At 65.2% G+C, this 17,183-nt stretch carries 14 protein-coding genes; 6 read left to right on the top strand and 8 right to left on the bottom strand.

The genetic code is table 11. The features are described from left to right. The first annotated feature begins 47 nt into the window (after nucleotides 1-47). The gene (locus NDO75_RS02950) at nucleotides 48-380 is read left to right on the top strand and encodes a 2Fe-2S iron-sulfur cluster-binding protein (RefSeq protein ID WP_310904612.1); all 333 of its coding nucleotides are present in this window, start codon (nucleotides 48-50) and stop codon (nucleotides 378-380) included. Between the two features lie 70 nt (nucleotides 381-450). Here NDO75_RS02950 and NDO75_RS02945 read toward each other — a convergent pair whose 3' ends face one another. Further along, complete coding sequence (locus NDO75_RS02945) at nucleotides 451-1,257, bottom strand: YCF48-related protein (protein WP_310904611.1); 807 nt, start codon at nucleotides 1,255-1,257, stop codon at nucleotides 451-453. A gap of 11 nt (nucleotides 1,258-1,268) precedes the next feature. Between NDO75_RS02945 and NDO75_RS02940 the strand changes: the two genes are divergently transcribed. Next, nucleotides 1,269-2,504, top strand: coding sequence for a hypothetical protein (locus NDO75_RS02940; RefSeq protein ID WP_310904610.1), 1,236 nt, complete (start codon nucleotides 1,269-1,271; stop codon nucleotides 2,502-2,504). Nucleotides 2,505-2,507: 3 nt separating this feature from the next. Here the strand turns inward: NDO75_RS02940 and NDO75_RS02935 are convergent, their stop codons facing one another. Beyond that, nucleotides 2,508-4,532, bottom strand: coding sequence for an AMP-binding protein (locus NDO75_RS02935; protein WP_310904609.1), 2,025 nt, complete (start codon nucleotides 4,530-4,532; stop codon nucleotides 2,508-2,510). A 2-nt stretch (nucleotides 4,533-4,534) separates the two neighbouring features. After that, on the bottom strand, nucleotides 4,535-5,392 hold the full coding sequence (locus tag NDO75_RS02930; RefSeq protein WP_310904608.1) for an SDR family oxidoreductase: 858 nt from the start codon (nucleotides 5,390-5,392) through the stop codon (nucleotides 4,535-4,537). A gap of 217 nt (nucleotides 5,393-5,609) precedes the next feature. On the opposite strand from NDO75_RS02930, the gene NDO75_RS02925 reads away from it, so the two are divergent. Then, complete coding sequence (locus NDO75_RS02925) at nucleotides 5,610-6,326, top strand: helix-turn-helix domain-containing protein (protein ID WP_310905167.1); 717 nt, start codon at nucleotides 5,610-5,612, stop codon at nucleotides 6,324-6,326. 91 nt (nucleotides 6,327-6,417) lie between these two features. On the opposite strand, the gene NDO75_RS02920 is transcribed toward NDO75_RS02925, so the two are convergent. The 5 genes from NDO75_RS02920 to NDO75_RS02900 are packed head-to-tail and all read right to left on the bottom strand — an operon-like array spanning nucleotide 6,418 to nucleotide 11,373. Further along, nucleotides 6,418-7,194, bottom strand: a complete 777-nt coding sequence (locus tag NDO75_RS02920; RefSeq protein WP_310904607.1) for an ABC transporter ATP-binding protein — start codon at nucleotides 7,192-7,194, stop codon at nucleotides 6,418-6,420. Next, nucleotides 7,191-7,964, bottom strand: a complete 774-nt coding sequence (locus tag NDO75_RS02915) for an ABC transporter ATP-binding protein (RefSeq protein ID WP_310904606.1) — start codon at nucleotides 7,962-7,964, stop codon at nucleotides 7,191-7,193. Before NDO75_RS02915 ends, NDO75_RS02920 begins: the two co-directional genes overlap by 4 nt. 1 nt (nucleotide 7,965) lies before the next feature. After that, a complete protein-coding gene (locus NDO75_RS02910) occupies nucleotides 7,966-9,108 on the bottom strand; it encodes a branched-chain amino acid ABC transporter permease (protein ID WP_310904605.1) in 1,143 nt (380 codons plus the stop codon). Continuing rightward, nucleotides 9,105-10,025 (bottom strand): branched-chain amino acid ABC transporter permease, encoded by a 921-nt coding sequence (locus NDO75_RS02905; protein WP_310904604.1) that lies wholly within the window; start codon nucleotides 10,023-10,025, stop codon nucleotides 9,105-9,107. Before NDO75_RS02905 ends, NDO75_RS02910 begins: the two co-directional genes overlap by 4 nt. A gap of 25 nt (nucleotides 10,026-10,050) precedes the next feature. Continuing rightward, complete coding sequence (locus tag NDO75_RS02900) at nucleotides 10,051-11,373, bottom strand: ABC transporter substrate-binding protein (RefSeq protein WP_310904603.1); 1,323 nt, start codon at nucleotides 11,371-11,373, stop codon at nucleotides 10,051-10,053. A 227-nt stretch (nucleotides 11,374-11,600) separates the two neighbouring features. Between NDO75_RS02900 and NDO75_RS02895 the strand changes: the two genes are divergently transcribed. The 3 genes from NDO75_RS02895 to NDO75_RS02885 all read left to right on the top strand — a co-directional run bounded on the left by NDO75_RS02895 (nucleotide 11,601) and on the right by NDO75_RS02885 (nucleotide 16,603). After that, nucleotides 11,601-11,906 (top strand): hypothetical protein, encoded by a 306-nt coding sequence (locus NDO75_RS02895; RefSeq protein ID WP_310904602.1) that lies wholly within the window; start codon nucleotides 11,601-11,603, stop codon nucleotides 11,904-11,906. 97 nt (nucleotides 11,907-12,003) lie between these two features. Next, on the top strand, nucleotides 12,004-15,576 hold the full coding sequence (gene smc / locus NDO75_RS02890) for a chromosome segregation protein SMC (RefSeq protein WP_310904601.1): 3,573 nt from the start codon (nucleotides 12,004-12,006) through the stop codon (nucleotides 15,574-15,576). Beyond that, nucleotides 15,569-16,603, top strand: a complete 1,035-nt coding sequence (locus NDO75_RS02885) for a ScpA family protein (protein ID WP_310904600.1) — start codon at nucleotides 15,569-15,571, stop codon at nucleotides 16,601-16,603. Before smc ends, NDO75_RS02885 begins: the two co-directional genes overlap by 8 nt. The last annotated feature ends 580 nt before the right edge of the window (nucleotides 16,604-17,183 follow it).

Genomic DNA, 17,183 nt, shown 5'->3' with positions numbered 1-17,183 from the left:
GGCGAGTCGGTCATACGTATTTGTGCGTAGGAATGGCACGGTGTGGCATGCCGACGATCGAATTCGAGGACGAAACGATCGACGCCGAGACCGGAGAAAACCTCCGTCAGGCCCTGCTCGAAGCCGACCTCCCGCCGCACAACGGGAGCGCACGGTACACGAACTGCCGCGGAAACGGGATGTGCGGAACGTGTGCCGTCGAAATCGTCGAGGGGGAAGTCGGTGAGCCGACGGGACAAGAGCGCCGTCGACTCAAACTGCCGCCACACAGCCCCGACTCGGGGCTCCGGTTGTCGTGTCAGCTGTCGGTCGAGGACGACCTCGTCGTTCGGAAACATCCGGGTTACTGGGGGCAGAAAATCGAACGCGACGATTCGTGACCGCCGTCGTTTACGCGCTCGAGGATCGCGGTGAGATTCGAAGGGCCTCGAGCACCTACCGAGCGGCCCCTCAGTACCGCCGTTCGAACACCGTGCCCGACTCGCCGACGACGAGTTGCGGCGAGCGGGCGGTGCCGAGCGCGACCGCGTGCAGGTCGTTGCCCGGCCGGAGGCGAACGAGCGGCTGCCAGCCGTCGAAGCTCCGCTGGTAGATCGCGCCCGACGCGGAGACCGCCAGCGCGGTGTCGCGGTCGCGCGCGAGCGCTGCGATCGGCTGTTCGCCCACCGTGGCGCGTGACCAGTCGACGCCGTTGTAGCCGTAGACGACGCCGTTGCCGCCGGCGACCGTGACGTGGCCGGTGTCGATCGCCGAGACCGCCGCGAAGTCGACGCCAGCGCCGTCGATCCCGATGCGGGTCCAGGTGACGCCGCCGTCGCGGGATTCGAAGACCCCGCCGTCGGTGTCGACGATGTAGCCGTAGGCCAGCGACGTGAGGGCGATGTCGGTGATGCTCGAGCCGCTGCCCGGTTTGCTCACCTCGCCCCACGAGACGTCCGCGCCGTTGCGCCGGCCCCAGAGGAGTTCCCCCGAGCTATTGATGGCCGTAATCCGTTCGTCGCCGGCCAGTCCGGCGGCCGCGACCGCCGTCCAGGAGGTCGTCTTCTCGAGCGGTGCCGAGAGGTCGACGGCGCGGTCGGCGACTACGTCGTACAGTCCGAGCGCGCCGCTGTCGCCGGCCATCCACAGCGCCCGGCCGTTGCTCGTGACCGCGGCGGTGCGGAGCCCGTCGCCGGCCGCCGAGAGGCCGTGCTCGAGTTCGACGGTCCAGTCGTCACCCTCGCGGGCGAGGACGACGCCGTCTTCGCCGCGGCCCACGAGGTGGTGCGATGATTGACCGGCTCGAGGCGTCGCTGCGCGACGCCCGCGGTTGGTTAGAGCGCGTCGAACTGCCGGCAACCGACGAAGACGACGAGAGCCACGACCGAGCGGCGGACCGGCCCGCCGACGGTTCGGCGAGCGACGGAGAGACGCGATCCGGCGACGATCCCGCTACCGCCGCGGCCTCGAGTGACGGTGCTCGCCCCGGAGACGAGGCAGCACCCGGCTGGGAGCTCGCCGAATCACCCGCAGCGCGGACCCTCCACGGCGTCGTCCACGGACAGGACGGCCCCTACGCCTGCGGCGAGGGCGGCCTCCTGCTCCACCGGGGAGACGACGGCTGGCGCGTCCTCCTGGAACGCGGCCCCAACGTCTCTGAGAACACCCTCCGGGCCATCGGCGCGACCGACGACGGCTGTCGACTCTGGTTCGCCGGCGATAGCGGTGCGCTCGGCTACTACGACGTGGCGGACGGCCACCTCAGCGACTACACCGCACCGATGGAGAAGACCAGCACCTGGGAGGCGACCGCCGTCACCGGGAAGACCGGCGAGGAACGCGTTCGCGTCGCGAACGGCTCCGGCGAGGTCCTCGACTGCGTCGTCGAGGACGGCTGTCCGACGTGGGGTGCGGTGGTCGAACCCGGCGGCGGGTCGACGCTCGCCGGCCTGACCGCCGGCCCCGACGGGTTCTACGCCGTCGACACCAGCGGCGGGGCCTACCTCGAGCCCCGGCCCGACGACTCGAACGAAAATGAGTCGCCGAGAAGCGACCCCAGGAACGGTACGCCGGCGGATACGGAACCGACGGATACCTCGCCGGAGGAGTGGCAGCGGATCGGCGTCCGCAACGCACAGGTCAACTTCCAGGACGTCTGGGCCGACGAGGCGTCCGTCTTCATCGCCGGTGCCGACGGGATCGCCTACCGGTACGATCCTCACTGTGAGAACTGGACCCCGATGTTCGTCGGGCAGGGGGACCTGCAATCGATCCGGTCGACCGGTTCCGAGGCGATCGCGGTCGCGAGCGGCGGCCGACTCTACGAGCGCGACGAGAGCGTCCGCTGGCTCGCACACGACGTTCCCACCGAACAGTCGCTGCTCGGTCTCGCGCTCGCCCGCTCGAGCGACGACGTCGACGCCGGACTGGCGACCGCTCCCGTCGACGTCGCGGTCGGGGCCGGCGGCGTCATCCTCGAACGCGAGCGACGATCGGGTTCGAGCGAGCGCAACGGGAGTCGGTGACGACTAACGCGCGTCCTCGAGTTCCTCGAGCGCCGCCGGGTTCTCGATGCTGCTCATATCGCCTAAATCCTCGCCGACGTAGGTCGCCTGAATGGCCCGGCGGATGATCTTGCCCGACTGCGTCTTGGGGAACTCGTCGACGAACAGCACCTCGCGCGGGCGGAACGGCTTTCCTAACTCGTCGCCGACCTGTGCACGCAGTTCCTCGCGGAGGTCGTCCGTTTCGTCGTGACCGGCCTCGAGGACGACGTAGGTGACGACGGCGGTGCCGGTGGTGTCGTCGGGCGCGCCGATGGCGGCGGCCTGGTTGACCGCGTCGTGGTCGATGAGCGCGCCTTCGACCTCCGCGGGACCGACCTTGCGGCCGGCCACGTTTAACGTGTCGTCGGCCCGGCCGTGGAGGAACCAGAAGCCGTCCTCGTCCTTCTGGGCCCAGTCGCCGTGGTTCCACATGTCCTCGAAGGTCGACCAGTACTCGTTCAGATAGCGCTCGTCGCCCGACCACAGCGACTTGGTCATCGATGGACAGGAGTCGCGGGCGACGAGATAGCCGCGCTCGTTGTCCTCTTTGATCGACTCGCCCTCGCGGTCGACGATATCGATGTTCATCCCGAGCCCCGGACCGCCGAGCGTGCAGGGTTTCAGCGGCTGGGTCGGCATCGGCATCAGGAAGCAGCCACAGATTTCGGTGCCCCCGGAGATGTTGATGATCGGGGCATCGCCGCCGCCGACGTTCTCGTAGAACCAGTGCCAGGACTCGGGGTCCCAGGGTTCGCCCGTCGACCCCAGGATCCGGAGCGAGGAGAGGTCGTGGCCGGAGAGCCACTCATCCCCGTGCTTGCGAAGCGCCCGAATAGCGGTCGGCGAGATACCGAACTGGGTGAGCTTGTGGCGGTCGATCATCTCCCAGAAGCGGTCGGGGTCGGGGTAGTCCGGCGCGCCCTCGTACATGAAGACGGTGCCGCCGAAGGTGTGGGTGCCGATGAGCGTCCACGGACCCATCATCCAGCCGATGTCGGAGACCCAGAAGAACCGGTCGGACGGTTTGAGATCCATCCCGAAGTGGACCTCCTTCGGACACTGGACCTGTACGCCGGCGTGAGTGTGGACGATCCCCTTCGGCTGCCCCGTCGTCCCCGACGAGTAGAGGAGCATCGACTCCTGGCTCGAGGACAGCGACTTCGTCTCGTACTCGTCGTCCCGCGTCTCGACGGCGTCGGCCCACCACTCGTCGCGGTCGTCGTCCCACGGGATCTCGTGCTCGCTGGCCCGGTCGCTCGAGCCGAGCCGATCGAAGACGATCGTCGATTCGACGTGTCCCGCTTCCTCGATCGCCTCGTCGGCCGCGGACTTGAGGAAGACCGGATCGCCGCGCCGATAGAAGCCGTCGCCGGTAAAGAGCACGGACGGCTCGGAGTCGGCGATCCGCGTCGCGGCCGCATCGACGCCGAAGCCCGAGAAGATCGGGACCGCGATCGCGCCGACTTTGAAACAGCCGTAGAGGATCGAGACGACCTCGGGAACCATCGGCATGTAGAGCCCGACGGTATCGCCCGTCTCGATACCGCGCTCCTCGAGGGCGTTGGCCACCTGATTCGCTCCCCGGTGGAGTTCGTGGTAGGTGACTTCCCGGACCTCGCCGTGTTCGCCCTCCCAGATGGTCGCGACCTTGTTGCGGCGTTCCTCGCCGAGTTCGGCGTGGCGGTCGACGACGTTGTGAGCGACGTTGAGTTCGCCGCCGGGGTACCAGTCCGTGAACTGCGGCCCCTCGCTGTCGTCTCTCACCTCGTCGTACTCCTCGTAGAACTCGATGCCGAGGTAGTCGACCAGTTCGTCCCAGAACCAGTCGACGCCGCTTTCCGGTTCGTCCTCGAGTTCGGTCGTCGTCCGTTCGATGAGGTCGTCGTAGTCCTCGATCCTGTACTCCTGCATGAAGTCGTAGATATTCGTGGACTCGACGAACTCCCGACCGGGCTCGTGGACGATCTCGTCGATGTCCTCGAGGCTGGGGCTGGTGTTTCCTGACATCGTTACTCGTAGGTTAGCGTCATGCCACCATCAAACAACAGGTCGCCACCGTCGAGGTGTCGGCCGAGATCGGAGAAGCCGAGCAGGTAGAGGTTGGCGACGTCGATCGGTTCCATCATCTCCTTGACGCGGGACTGGCCGAGCATCACGTCCTCGATCACCTCGTCGACGCTGATGCCGCGCTGTTCGGCGGTGTCCTCGAGCTGGGCCGTTACCAGCGGCGTCTTCACGTAACCGGTGCTGATCGAGAACGCCCGAATCTGCCCGTCGCCCTCGGCGGCGATCGACTGGGTCAGCCCGCGCAGGCCGAACTTCGAGACGTTGTAGGCGACCTTGTCGCTCGTGACGTAGTGGCCGTGGACCGAGGCCATGTTGCCGACACAGCCCGTCCCGTCTTCGGTCTCCCGGAAGTGCGGAATACAGAGTTTCGAAAGGTACAGCGGCGCTCGGAGCATGATCCGGTGCATCCGGTCGTAGGTCTCCATCGGGAACTCGTCGATCGGATCGATGTGTTGCATCCCCGCGACGTTCGCGAGATACTTGATATCGCCCAACTCGGCTGCCTCCTCGACCACCCGCTCGAGATCGTCATCGTCGGTCAGATTGCCGGGAACCGGTTCGATCGTCCCCTCGAGGCCGAGTTCCTCGCCGCGGTCGACGGTCCCCGCGAGGCCGTCCTCGTCGATGTCGGTGGCCGCGACGGTCAGCCCGTTGCCGGCGGCGGCTAGCGCGGTCGCTCGGCCGATGCCGGAGGCTGCGCCCGTCACGAGACAGACGTTACGGTCGGTAAACGAGTCATCGGGGAACGGATAGATGTCGTCGCGTGCCACCGTCGGTGGCGTAACGTTATTCTGAGACATTTTTCTCCAGCTAGTCGTTCGGTAGAGACGCCCTAAAACGTCGCTATTAACATATAAACTTCGACATCTACCCCGACCGAACAGAGCGCGAGCGAGCGGCTGTGCGTCAGTTTCGCCGATCGTGACAAATAGTCAACCGTCGAGTATGCACCCCTATTCTGACCATGTATAATAACAACTATTAATACATTGTATGGCAGTGGTTCTCTCAGTAGCGATGATCGACCTCGATATCGATATGCGGCAGTACGATTGTCCCTTTATCGATACGACCGACGACGTCGATATCGCGTTCTCTGCCGTCCAGTGGCAGCTCGATACCGGCGCCGAAAAGCTCGAGACGAGGCTCATCGCCAGAGCGGATTCGAGAGGGGCGCTCGACGATGGTCTGCGGGTCCTTCGGGAGCATCCCAACATGCGGGACTGTTACATCCTCTCGAAGCGAGACGAGGTCGCCCAGATCGGGACGAAAATCGAGCAGACGAACGCGATGCGGTCGATCCAGCGGAACGGCGGCTACATCACTGGTCCGTTCCAAATCGAAAACGGCCGCGAACGGTGGCACGTCGGCTTCGACGAGGACGAAGACGAGGATCACGCCCTCGCGGAACTCGAGCGACACAACGATTTCAGCGTCGAGGACCGCGACCAGTTCGGCCCGTCGACGCTGTTCGACCTCCTCGAGAACTCCGAGAGCGCGATGCGCCTGCTCGAGGGCTGTCGGTCGCTGACCGAAACCGAACGGAAAACGTTCGAAGTCGCCTCTCGACGAGGCTACTACGAGACGCCGCGAGGGACGACGCTCGACGAGCTCGCGGACCACTTCGGCGTCTCGAAGACGGCCGTCTCGATGAATCTGCGTCGAACCGAGCGAAAGGTCCTGCAAGCGGCGCTGGGCGCGCTCGAGCGGATGGACGAGCGCGAAGCGCTGTAGGTCCATCGGAACGATCGGACGAGTGACTAATTCTGGAGAATCGGTTGGGATCGACGTCCGCTACCGAAACCGAATCGATCGGTGAGGACGACTACTCGCCGCCGCCCTGCATGAGGAGTTGAATCTCCTCGTCCGACGAGAGGGCTTCGGGATCGCCGCTATCGACGATCTCGCCGCGCTCGATCACGTACATCCGATCGACGATCTCCGGGACGTGACTCGCGTTCGACTCGGCGATCAGCACCGAGATGTCCCGGTCGATGATCTCGCGAATGTAGGATTTGACGTTCTCGACGACCACCGGAGCCAGTCCCTCGAGCGGTTCGTCGAGGATGAGCAGATCGGGTTGGAGCGCGAGCGCCCGACCGATCGCGGTCATCTTCCCCTGACCGCCGCTCAGGTTCTGCACCTCGGCGTCGCGGCGGTGTTCGAGTTCGTCGAAGAGATCGAAGATGTCCTCCACGACGGCGTCCTCGTCTTCGACACCGCGTGCGTCCCCGGCGGTCCAGATCGGGAGCCGGAAGTTCTCCTCGACGGTCATCCCGGTGAAGAGGTCGCGATTTTCCGGCTGGTACCCGATTCCGCGTCTGGGGATCAGTTCGGGACGCATATCGAGCAGTTCCTCGCCGTTCAGTCTGATCGAACCGGCCGCGACCGGCGTCAGCCCCATGATCGATCGGAACGTCGACGTCTTCCCGGCACCGTTGCGGCCGACGAGCGCGACGGCCTCGCCCTCGTTGACCTCGAGATCGATCCCGTGGGTGACTTCGAACCCCTCGACGGTCGCCGAGAGGTTCGATACCTCGAGCAGCGTCTCCGATGCGCCGGTGTCGGCGTCGGTATCAGTGTCGGTGCCGATCGTGCTCATTCGTCCACCCCCAGCAGGACTCGCCGGAGTTCGGAATCGGTCTCGAGCAGCGAGGGATCGCCCTCGCGGAAGACGCCGCCCTCGTGGAGGACGACGAGCCGATCCGCGTACTCTTTGACCAGATCCATGTCGTGCTCGATCGTTACCGTCGTCACGCCGTCGGCCTCGCTGGCCTCGACGATGGTCTCGATGACGTACTCCTTTTCGCGGGTCGCGACGCCGGCGGTGGGTTCGTCGAGCAGCAGGTACGTCGGATCGAGTCCGAACGACATCGCTACGTCCAGCAGTTTCCGGTCGCCGTGTGGCAGCGTCTCGGCCACCTCGTGCTGGACGCCCGTCAGGCGGAACTGCTCGAGGAGATCGTCGATTTCGCGTTCGACGTCCTCGTGACCGTCGTCGACGGAGCGCATGCTCAGCGTCTTGCCGTGTCGAGAGAGGACCGCGATACGAAGGTTCTCGCGGACGGTCATCTCCTCGAAGACGTGGACGATCTGGAAGCTCCTGACCAGTCCCGCCTCGACGCGGTCCTCGGGGGCCATCTCCGTGATGTCCTCCTCGACGCTCGAGCCGTTCTCTCGCCGGTGGACGACGACCGACCCCCGATCGGGCTCGAGTAGTCCGGTCAACAGGTTGATGAGCGTCGTCTTGCCGGCCCCGTTCGGGCCGACGATGAACACCATCTCGCCGTCGGTCTCGCCGAATCGAAGCGAGACGTCGTCCGTTGCGCGCAGTTCGCCGAATTCCTTGCGAAGATTTCGTGCTTCGAGCATCTCAGTTCACCCCGAAAACGATGATTCGAACGGTGGTCACGGCACGCGTCACGCCCCGGCGGAGCGAAGAACCGATCGTCGTGACGTCCTCCCGGAGCAGCCCGGGATCGCGGCGCCGTCGCGCTACTCCAGTGCCGACTTTCGGGATCGATCCGAGGATCCCCTCCGGCAGGAAGAGCACGACTGCGAGCAACAACAGTCCGGTCAGTGCGTTGTAATACTCCACGTAGAACGGGGCCTGAACGAGCATGTAGACGAGCACGACCCCGCCGACGACGGGGCCGACGAGCGTTCCGAATCCGCCGAGAATCGCCATGAACAGGATCTCCCCGGACACGAACGCGTAGAGGGTCGGGTCCGGACTGACGTGCAACTGCAGGAGCGCGAACAGTCCGCCGGCGAGTCCGCCGTAGATACCCGAGATCACGAACGCGACCCAGACGTACTTTTCGACCGGGATGCCGACGAACCTGGCTCGCGTGCGGTTCTGTCCGATCGCGTCCAGCGCCCGGCCGAACGGCGAGTTGACGAGCTTCCACATCACGAGCAGCGAGACGACGAGCACGACCACCGTGAAGTAGTACAGGATCAGGTCGTACCCCGCTGACGTCCACTGGAGGCCGAACAGCGTCGGCGGGTTCAGCCCGTCGGGACGGACGCTGAGCCCGTCGCTGAAGTTGAAGTAGCCGCTCTGCAGGACGAACGCGTACAGCACTTGATTGAACGCGAGCGTCAGCAGCGCGAAGTAGATATCGAGGTAGCCGGCCACGAAGTAGCCGATCAGTACCGAGACCGTCGTCGCCGCGAGAACGCCCCCGAGGAGCAAGAGGAGCCCGCTCGAGACGTCGAAGTGCGACGCCAGCACGGCGGCGCCGTAGGCACCGACGCCGAAGAACGCCGCGTGGCCGAACGAGACGAGTTCGGTGTGACGCAGCAGCAGGTTCAGTCCGACCGCCGCGAGGCCGAACAGGATCCCGCGGTGAATCGCCTGGAACGAGAGGCTGGTCAATCGCGTGATGTCCGGGACCGCGAAGAGGACCACGAGCCCGACGACCGCGAGGATCGACTGGCTCTTCGTCAGTTCCATGCCCTCCGAGAGGCGCACGCGGGTTTCACCGTCCCGCTCGACGAAGAATCGGCTCACTGGATCTCACCCCACGTTCCGTACAGGCCCTCGGGCCTGACCAGCAGGACGAGCACCATCAGGAGGAACGGCACCGCCAACTCGAGTGGCGGGTAGTACGACGTCACGACGCTTCTGGAGACGCCGACCAGAAGCGCGCCGACGAACGCCCCCTTCAGGCTCCCGAGCCCGCCGATAACGATCACGACGAACGAGAGCACCAGCCATTTGAGTCCCATCCCGAGAACCGCGCTTCCCGGGCCGATACTGACCATCGCGCCGCCGAAGCCGGCGAAGAACGCGCCGATGGCGAACACGAGCGTGAACATGCGGTCCGTGCTGACGCCGATCGCCGTCGACATCTCCCGGTTGATGGCGGTCGCCCGCACGATGCGCCCGGTCTTCGTCCGATCGAAGAACCAGACGAGCCAGGCGAAGACCGCGAGGCCGACCAGAATGACGAGGATATTGTACGAGGGGTAGCTGAAGCCGACGAGTTCCGTGGTCGGGATCTCGTTGATGCCGCTGTAGACCCCCAGATCGACCGGGGACGGCCCCCAGACGAACTTCATCACGTCGGTGAGGACCAGCAGCAGTCCGTACGTCAGCAGGAGCTGGTAGACCTCGTCTCGGTCGTAGATCGGTCTGATGAACGCCGCCTCGAGCGCGCCGCCGACCGGCAGCAACACGGCGGCGGCCGCGAGCGAGCCGGCGAGGACGACGAGGCCGAAGATAATCGCGGTCACTGGGCCGGTCGGAGCCGCGACTTGCCCCGCGAAGAAGCCGACGACGCTGAACGCGCTGAACGCGCCCAGCGCGTACAGTTCGCCGTGGGCGAGGTTGAGGATCCCGAGCACGCCGAAGATGATCGTCATCCCCGACGCGATCATGAACAGGATCGAGCCGGAGTAGAGCCCGTTGAGTACGTGTTCGAGCATGATTAGATGGGGTTTCGCACGTCGCTCACCAGCTACCGATCCAGTCGGCGGAAATCTCGCCCGGTGGCGGCGACACGTTCTTGGCGGCGAAGACGCTCACGTCGGAGAGCGCCGCCGCGTCGTGCTCGTCCGACCAGGTGAGTTCGCCGAAGTGGGCGTTGGAGTAGCCCTGGTGGTCCGCGCCGATGGAGTGGTAGCCGGCCGGCGTGAAGAAGCCGTGATTCTCGAGGATCGTCGCGAGTTCCTCCTGTTCGGGCCAGCGGCCGAGGAGGCGGACGGCTTTCTCGGCGGCCGTCGCCCACGCCGTCACCGCGCCGTAGCCGCTCATGAAGTGAGCCGTCGGCACGACGCCGTACTCGTCTCCTACCTCGGAGACGAGGTCGGCGGCCGGGCTCCACCGGTCGGTCGACGGCTCGCCCCAGTAGAAGTTGCGCGAGCCGGAGTAGATCGGCCCCTCCACGAGGTCGGCGCTCATGTCGTTGGCCGAGCCGTAGAGGACCGTCCCGGCCAGCAGTTCGACGTTGTCGAACATGCCGTTGGCGTGCGCCTGCTCGAGCAGCAGCGTCGCGTCGCCGCCCCAGCAACTCGAGAAGACGACGTCGGGCGCCTGTCCGTTGACCTCGGTGATGTGGGTCGACATATCGCTGGCACCCAGCTCCGGGAAACCGCTGTACACCTGTTCCGCCCCGGTGAGCTTCTCGATCCCCTGCGAGAACAGTTTCATCTCGTCCTGCCCGAACGCGTAGTTGGGGTTGATGCCCGCGTACGTGTCGATGGAGTCCGCACCGAGGACTTCGACCGCCTGCTCGACCGCCGCGAGCGCCTCCATCACGTCGTGGTTCTGGAACCGGAACGAGTAGGTCACGTCCGGGAAGTCCTCCTCGTAGAGCGTCGTCACCGTCCCGTCGGTGGAGACGTTGATGACCTCCTGTGCCTCGATCTCCGGGACCATCTCCGCGTGGCCGCTGCTCGAGATCGGGCCGAAGGTGACGTCTTTCCCCTCGTCGACGAACTGCTGATAGTTCGTGAGATACGCGCCGCCCTCCTCGACGACGTCGAGGTTCATCTGGCGGCCGGCGATTCCGTCGTTCTCGTTAATCCGACGGACCGCGGTCTCGGCGCCGTACTGCGCCTGCTTGCCCAGCACCGCCGGCGCGCCCTCTGTGAACGTCTGCAGCCCCGACTCGATCGGCTCGTCCGGTACGTCGGCGTTTTCCAGGGAGTCGTCGCCGCCCTCGAGCAGTTCCGTACACCCTGCGAGCGCAACCGCGAGCGCCGACCCGCCGACCGTTTTCAGCAGCGTTCGTCGATCGAATCCGTTCGTCTCGTCCAGCTGTTTGCTCGTCATAATTTGTAGACACCTGTCAGTGGCTGTTTTGCCATACAAATGAGACTAAGTAACAAACCAAATAACCGAATGTGTACATGTTAACGGTAGCTGCTACCGAGTCGAACACGGCGTTCGAGGCGCAGCCGGGGAGTCTCGCCGCACGCGACGACGGTCGATCGAAAGTTGGCAGAATAATTAGTCGTGTCTGACGTACGTTTATGTAGCCAGACAGACCCCTAGACGATATGTCGAACAACCGCGTCGAGAAACTCGAATCGACGGTCGCGGAACTCGAGTCGACGGTAGAAGGGCTGACGGACGAGCTGATCGAGGCGAAAGAGCGGATCCGCGTCCTCGAGGCCGAACTCGATGCCGATACGCCGACGCGCGTCCCCGAGCGGCGCAGCGAGGAGACGGGCACGGAGCCCGAGACGGAGACGCCCGAGGCCGAACCCGACGAGGTGGCCGAAGCGGCGGCCGACGCCGACGGCGAGGGAGCGACCGGCGACGAAACGGAAGACTCAGGTAGCGACGACATTATCGTCGCGTAACTGCGGCCGACGCCGCGGAAGGGAGGGACGGGGGCGCGAACGCGCCACCCGGCTTCGCGGCGACGGGCGACTGCGAAACGGAGGACTCGTAACGAGAATGTACATCAAGGCGCTCGTCCTGGATAACTTCAAGAGCTTCGGCCGGAAAACCAAGATCCCGTTCTACGAGGACTTCACGGTCGTCACGGGGCCGAACGGCTCCGGCAAGTCGAACATCATCGACGCCGTCCTCTTCGCGCTCGGGCTCGCTCGAACCCGCGGCATCCGCGCCGAGAAGTTGACCGACCTCATCTACAACCCAGGTCACGAGGACGGCGACACCTCGGCCGGCCCCCGCGAGGCCACTGTCGAGGTCATCCTCGACAACGAAGACGGCACGCTCTCCCGCTCGCAGGTCGTCAACGCGGCGGGCAGCGACGACGTGGGTGACGTCGACGAGATCAGGATCCGACGGCGGGTCAAGGAGACTGAGGACAACTACTATTCGTACTACTACCTGAACGACCGCTCAGTCAACCTCTCTGACATTCAGGATCTGCTCGCACAGGCCGGCGTCACGCCGGAGGGGTACAACGTCGTCATGCAGGGCGACGTCACCGAGATCATCAACATGACTCCCCACGCCCGCCGGGAGATCATCGACGAGATTGCGGGCGTCGCGGAGTTCGACGCCAAGAAGGAGGACGCCTTCGGCGAACTCGAGACGGTTCAGGAACGAATCGACGAGGCCGAACTCCGCATCGAAGAGAAGCGCAACCGGCTCGACCAGCTGGCCGACGAGCGCCGGCAGGCCATGCGCTACCGCCGGCTCCGCCGCGAAAAGGAGGAGTACGAGGGCTACAAGAAGGCCAGCGAACTCGAGGAAAAACGCGACGAACTCGAGTCCCTCGAGTCGACGGTCGACGACCGGGAAGACGAACTCCGGGAACTCCAGCGCGAACTCGACGAGCGCGAAGGGAAAGTCGTCCGCCTCCGGGAGGATCTCGAGGATTTAAACGCCGAAATCGAGCGCAAGGGCGAGGACGAACAGCTCCGGATCAAAAGCGAGATCGAGGAGATCAAAGGTGACATTTCGCGGCTCGAGGACAAGATCGAGGCCAGCGAGGAAGCGATCGAGGAGGCCGAGTCCAAGCGCCGCGAGGCGTTCGTCCAGATCGACCGCAAGCAGGAGACGATCGACGAGCTCGAGAGCGAGATGCGCGAGCACAAACTCGAGAAGGCCTCGATCAAGAGCGAGATTCAGGAACGCGAAGCCGAGCGCGACGAGCTCGAGGCGGAGATCGAGGCCGTCGACACCGAGTACGACGAACTCAAGAGCGAGCTCGCCGAGCGCAAGGACGAACTCGAGGAGGCGAAAACCGAGAAGAACGACCTCCAGCGCGAGCAAGACCGCCTGCTCGACGAGGCCCGGCGGCGCTCGAACGCCATCAGCGAGAAGGAGACGACGATCGAGGAACGCCGCGAAGAGCTCCCCGAGATCGAGAGCGAGCGCGGCGACCTCGAGCGCGAACTCGAGAAGGCCGAGCGCAATCGCGCGAACATCACGGAGGTCGTCGACGACCTGAAAGGCGAGAAGCGGCGGCTCCAGTCCGACGTCGACGAGTTGGACGACGAGATCCAGGCCAAACAGCAGGAGTACGCCGAGCTCGAGGCCAACGCGGGCGAGAGCGGTGACTCATCGTTCGGTCGCGCGGTGACGACGATCCTCAACTCGGGGATCGACGGCGTCCACGGCGCGGTCGCCCAGCTCGGCACCGTGGCCGGCGAGTACGCGGTCGCCTGCGAGACCGCCGCGGGCGGTCGACTGGCGAACGTGGTCGTCGACGACGACGTGATCGGCCAGCAGTGTATCGAACACCTCAAATCGCGCAACGCGGGCCGCGCGACCTTCCTGCCGCTGACGGACATGAGCCAACGCCGGCTGCCGTCGGCACCCAGCGGACCGGGGATCGTCGACTTCGCGTACAACCTCGTCGACTTCGACGACCAGTACGCCGGCGTCTTCTCCTACGTCCTCGGCGATACGCTGGTCGTCGAGGACATCGAGACCGCCCGCTCGTACATGGGCGACTACCGGATGGTCACCTTAGACGGCGATCTGGTCGAAAAGAGCGGCGCGATGACCGGCGGCTCCGGCGGCGGCTCCCGCTACTCCTTCACCGGCGGCGGCGAAGGCCAACTCGAGCGCGTCGCCAAGCAGATCACCGAACTGCAGGAGGAACGCGAATCCCTCCGCGAGGAACTGCGCGGCGTCGAGGAGCGCCTCGACGACGCCCGCGACCGCAAGAGCGACGCGGCCGACGAGGTGCGCTCGATCGAGTCCGAGATCGAGGGGCTCGACGAGAAACGCGAGCGCATCGAGGCGGAGATCGAGGACCTCGAAGACGACCTCGAGGAACTCCGCGAGGAGCGCGAGTCCGTCGACGAACGGATGAACGAGATCTCCGGCGAGATCGAGTCGAAGACGGCGACGGTCGAAGAGATCGAAGCCGACATCGACGATCTCGAGCGGGAGCTCGCCGATTCGAAGATCCCCGAACTGACCGACCAGATCGAGGAACTCGAGGCCGAGATCGACGAGCGCGAGGACCGCATTCAGGACCTCGACAACAAATTGAACGAACTGAGCCTCGAGAAGGAGTACGCCGAGGACGCCATCGAGGATCTCCACGACGATATCGAAGCCGCACAGAACCGCAAAGCCGAACACGAAGACCGGATCGAAGCGCACGAGGAGCAGATCAGCGGGAAACGCGAGGAACTCGCGGAGAAACGCGAGGCCGTCGAAGAGTTAGAGGAGGAACTCACGGAACTGAAAGCCGAACGGAGCGACCTCAAGGAAGAACTATCGGACGCGCGCACGAAACGCGACCAGCAGCAAGACCGGGTCAACGCAGTCGAGAGCAAGCTCGAGGACGCCCGCGAGCGCGCGAACAGTCTCGAGTGGGAGATCGAGTCACTCGAGAGCGAGGTCGGCGACTACGACCCCGAGGACGTGCCCGACCACGACACCGTCATCGAGATGATCGACCTCCTGCAGGCCGACATGGAGGCCATGGAGCCGGTGAACATGCTCGCGATCGACGAGTACGACGAGGTCAAAAGCGACCTCGAGGAGATCGAGGAGGGCAAGGCGACGCTGGTCGAGGAAGCAGAGGGCATCCGCGACCGAATCGAGCAGTACGAGACCCAGAAGAAACAGACGTTCATGGACTCATACGACGAGATCGCCGCGCAGTTCACGGAAATCTTCGAGAAGCTCTCCGAGGGGACGGGGACGCTCCACTTGGAGAACGAGGACGATCCGTTCGACGGCGGGCTGACGATGAAGGCCCAGCCGGGCGACAAGCCGATTCAGCGGCTGGACGCGATGTCCGGCGGCGAGAAGTCCCTGACCGCGCTGGCCTTTATCTTCGCGATCCAGCGACACAACCCGGCCCCGTTCTACGCGCTGGACGAGGTCGACGCCTTCCTCGACGCCGTCAACGCCGAGCGAATCGGCGAGATGGTCGACGAACTGTCGGAGAAGGCCCAGTTCGTCGTCGTCTCCCACCGGTCGGCGATGCTCGACCGTTCCGAGCGGGCGATCGGCGTCACGATGCAACAAGACAACGTGAGCGCGGTGACCGGCATCGACCTGAGCAGCGGGGAGGTGCCGGCCGATGACTAGGGAGTCGCGCAGCGACTCCGAAACGTCGAGCGGCGAACGAAGCGAGCCGCGGGACGACGAGATTCCGCTGAACATCACCGGTCACGAAGACCGCGAGCGGCCGGGAGAAACGGCTCCCGACGGGGACGAGGACCGCGATTCCGCGAACGAGTCCGGCGACTCGATCCTCGAATTCACCGACATCGAGGCCGACTCCGGGGACGAGACCGGAGACGACGAGGAAGTCGAGCCCGTCGAACTGCTCGTCCAGCTCGCCGAAGATGGCGAGATCGATCCCTGGGATATCGACGTCGTCCGGGTCACCGACAAGTTCCTCGAGGCGATCGAGGACGCCGATCTCCGAACGTCTGGCCGGGCGCTGTTCTACGCGAGCGTCCTCCTGCGGATGAAAAGCGACGAGCTGTTCGCTACCGACGAGCCCGACGAGGAGGAGCTCCCGCCCTGGGAAGCCCCGTTCGCCGACGACGGGGCGATGGACGCCGAGGAAGGCGGCCAGGAGTATCCGCCGGGATACGATCCCATCGAGAACCTCGAGGAGGAGATGGAGCGCCGCCTCGAGCGCAAGCACGCCCGCGGGAAGCCGGAGACGCTCGACGAACTCGTCCGCGAACTCCGGACCGCAGAGCGCGATACCTGGTGGAAGGAGTCGCGAACGTACGACACGAGCGACTCGCCGAAGGGGTACGACCGCGGCGTCCAGGAGCTGAACTACCACTCCGGGGACGACTTCCGGGTGGACGACGAGCCGACCAGCGACGACGTAACCCACACGACTCACGACGAAGACATCGAGTCGGTCATCGACGACGTCGAGGCCGAACTCGAGCGCCACTACGAGCAGGGCCGCGACGAGGTGCTCTACGCCGAGATCGAGGAACTCGGCGGCACGCGCGTGATGACCTATCTCGCGCTGCTCTTTCTGGCACATCGCGGACGGGTCACGCTCGAGCAGGACGAACTGTTCGGCGACCTCTGGGTACAGGAGGTCACGGTGGAGTCCGAGGCGAGCGAAGCGATCGCGGATTGAACTCCTCGCGGCAGTCTCTCGGCGCGGCTCGCTCAGCAGTGTGCCACTCGCGCCACATGGCCAAGAGCACGGCTTCGCGCGATAGCGTGCGAAGCCGTGCGACTCGGGGAAAGGCAGGGCCGAAACAGATCCTGGCGGACTGAAAGGGCGAGGCCGTCTCGGCGAACCCCGACGAAGCGAGCACTGGAGGCCTCGAAGTGGCCGAAGCGCGCAGCGAGTCACGGGAATCGAGACGGTCGAGGGCTTTCGAGGATACCGTAGTCGAAGTGACGGTGTCTCTCCAGACAGATCGACTCGAGCGCCCACAAGCGTTTAGCCCGCACCGGCGAAACGTCGGGTAATGCCCAGACCGGACGACGCGCTCTTTCGCACCCGGGTCGAGGCGTTCGCGCTGCTTCGGAAACTGCTTCCGATCGCCCTGCTGGCAGCAGCGCTGGGCGGGCCGCTGTTCGTCACCGCGCCGGCGACCGCGATGTGGCTCTCGGCGCTCCTCGTCCTGCTGGTCCTCGTCGGTCTCCACCTCGCGAATCGGCTTCCGCTCTATCCGGCCCACACGTTCGGGATCGAGTACCGGTACGAG

The organism is Natrinema sp. 1APR25-10V2, assembly GCF_031626495.1.
Taxonomy (GTDB): Archaea; Halobacteriota; Halobacteria; order Halobacteriales; family Natrialbaceae; genus Natrinema.
This window is presented reverse-complemented; position numbering and strand designations above follow the sequence as displayed.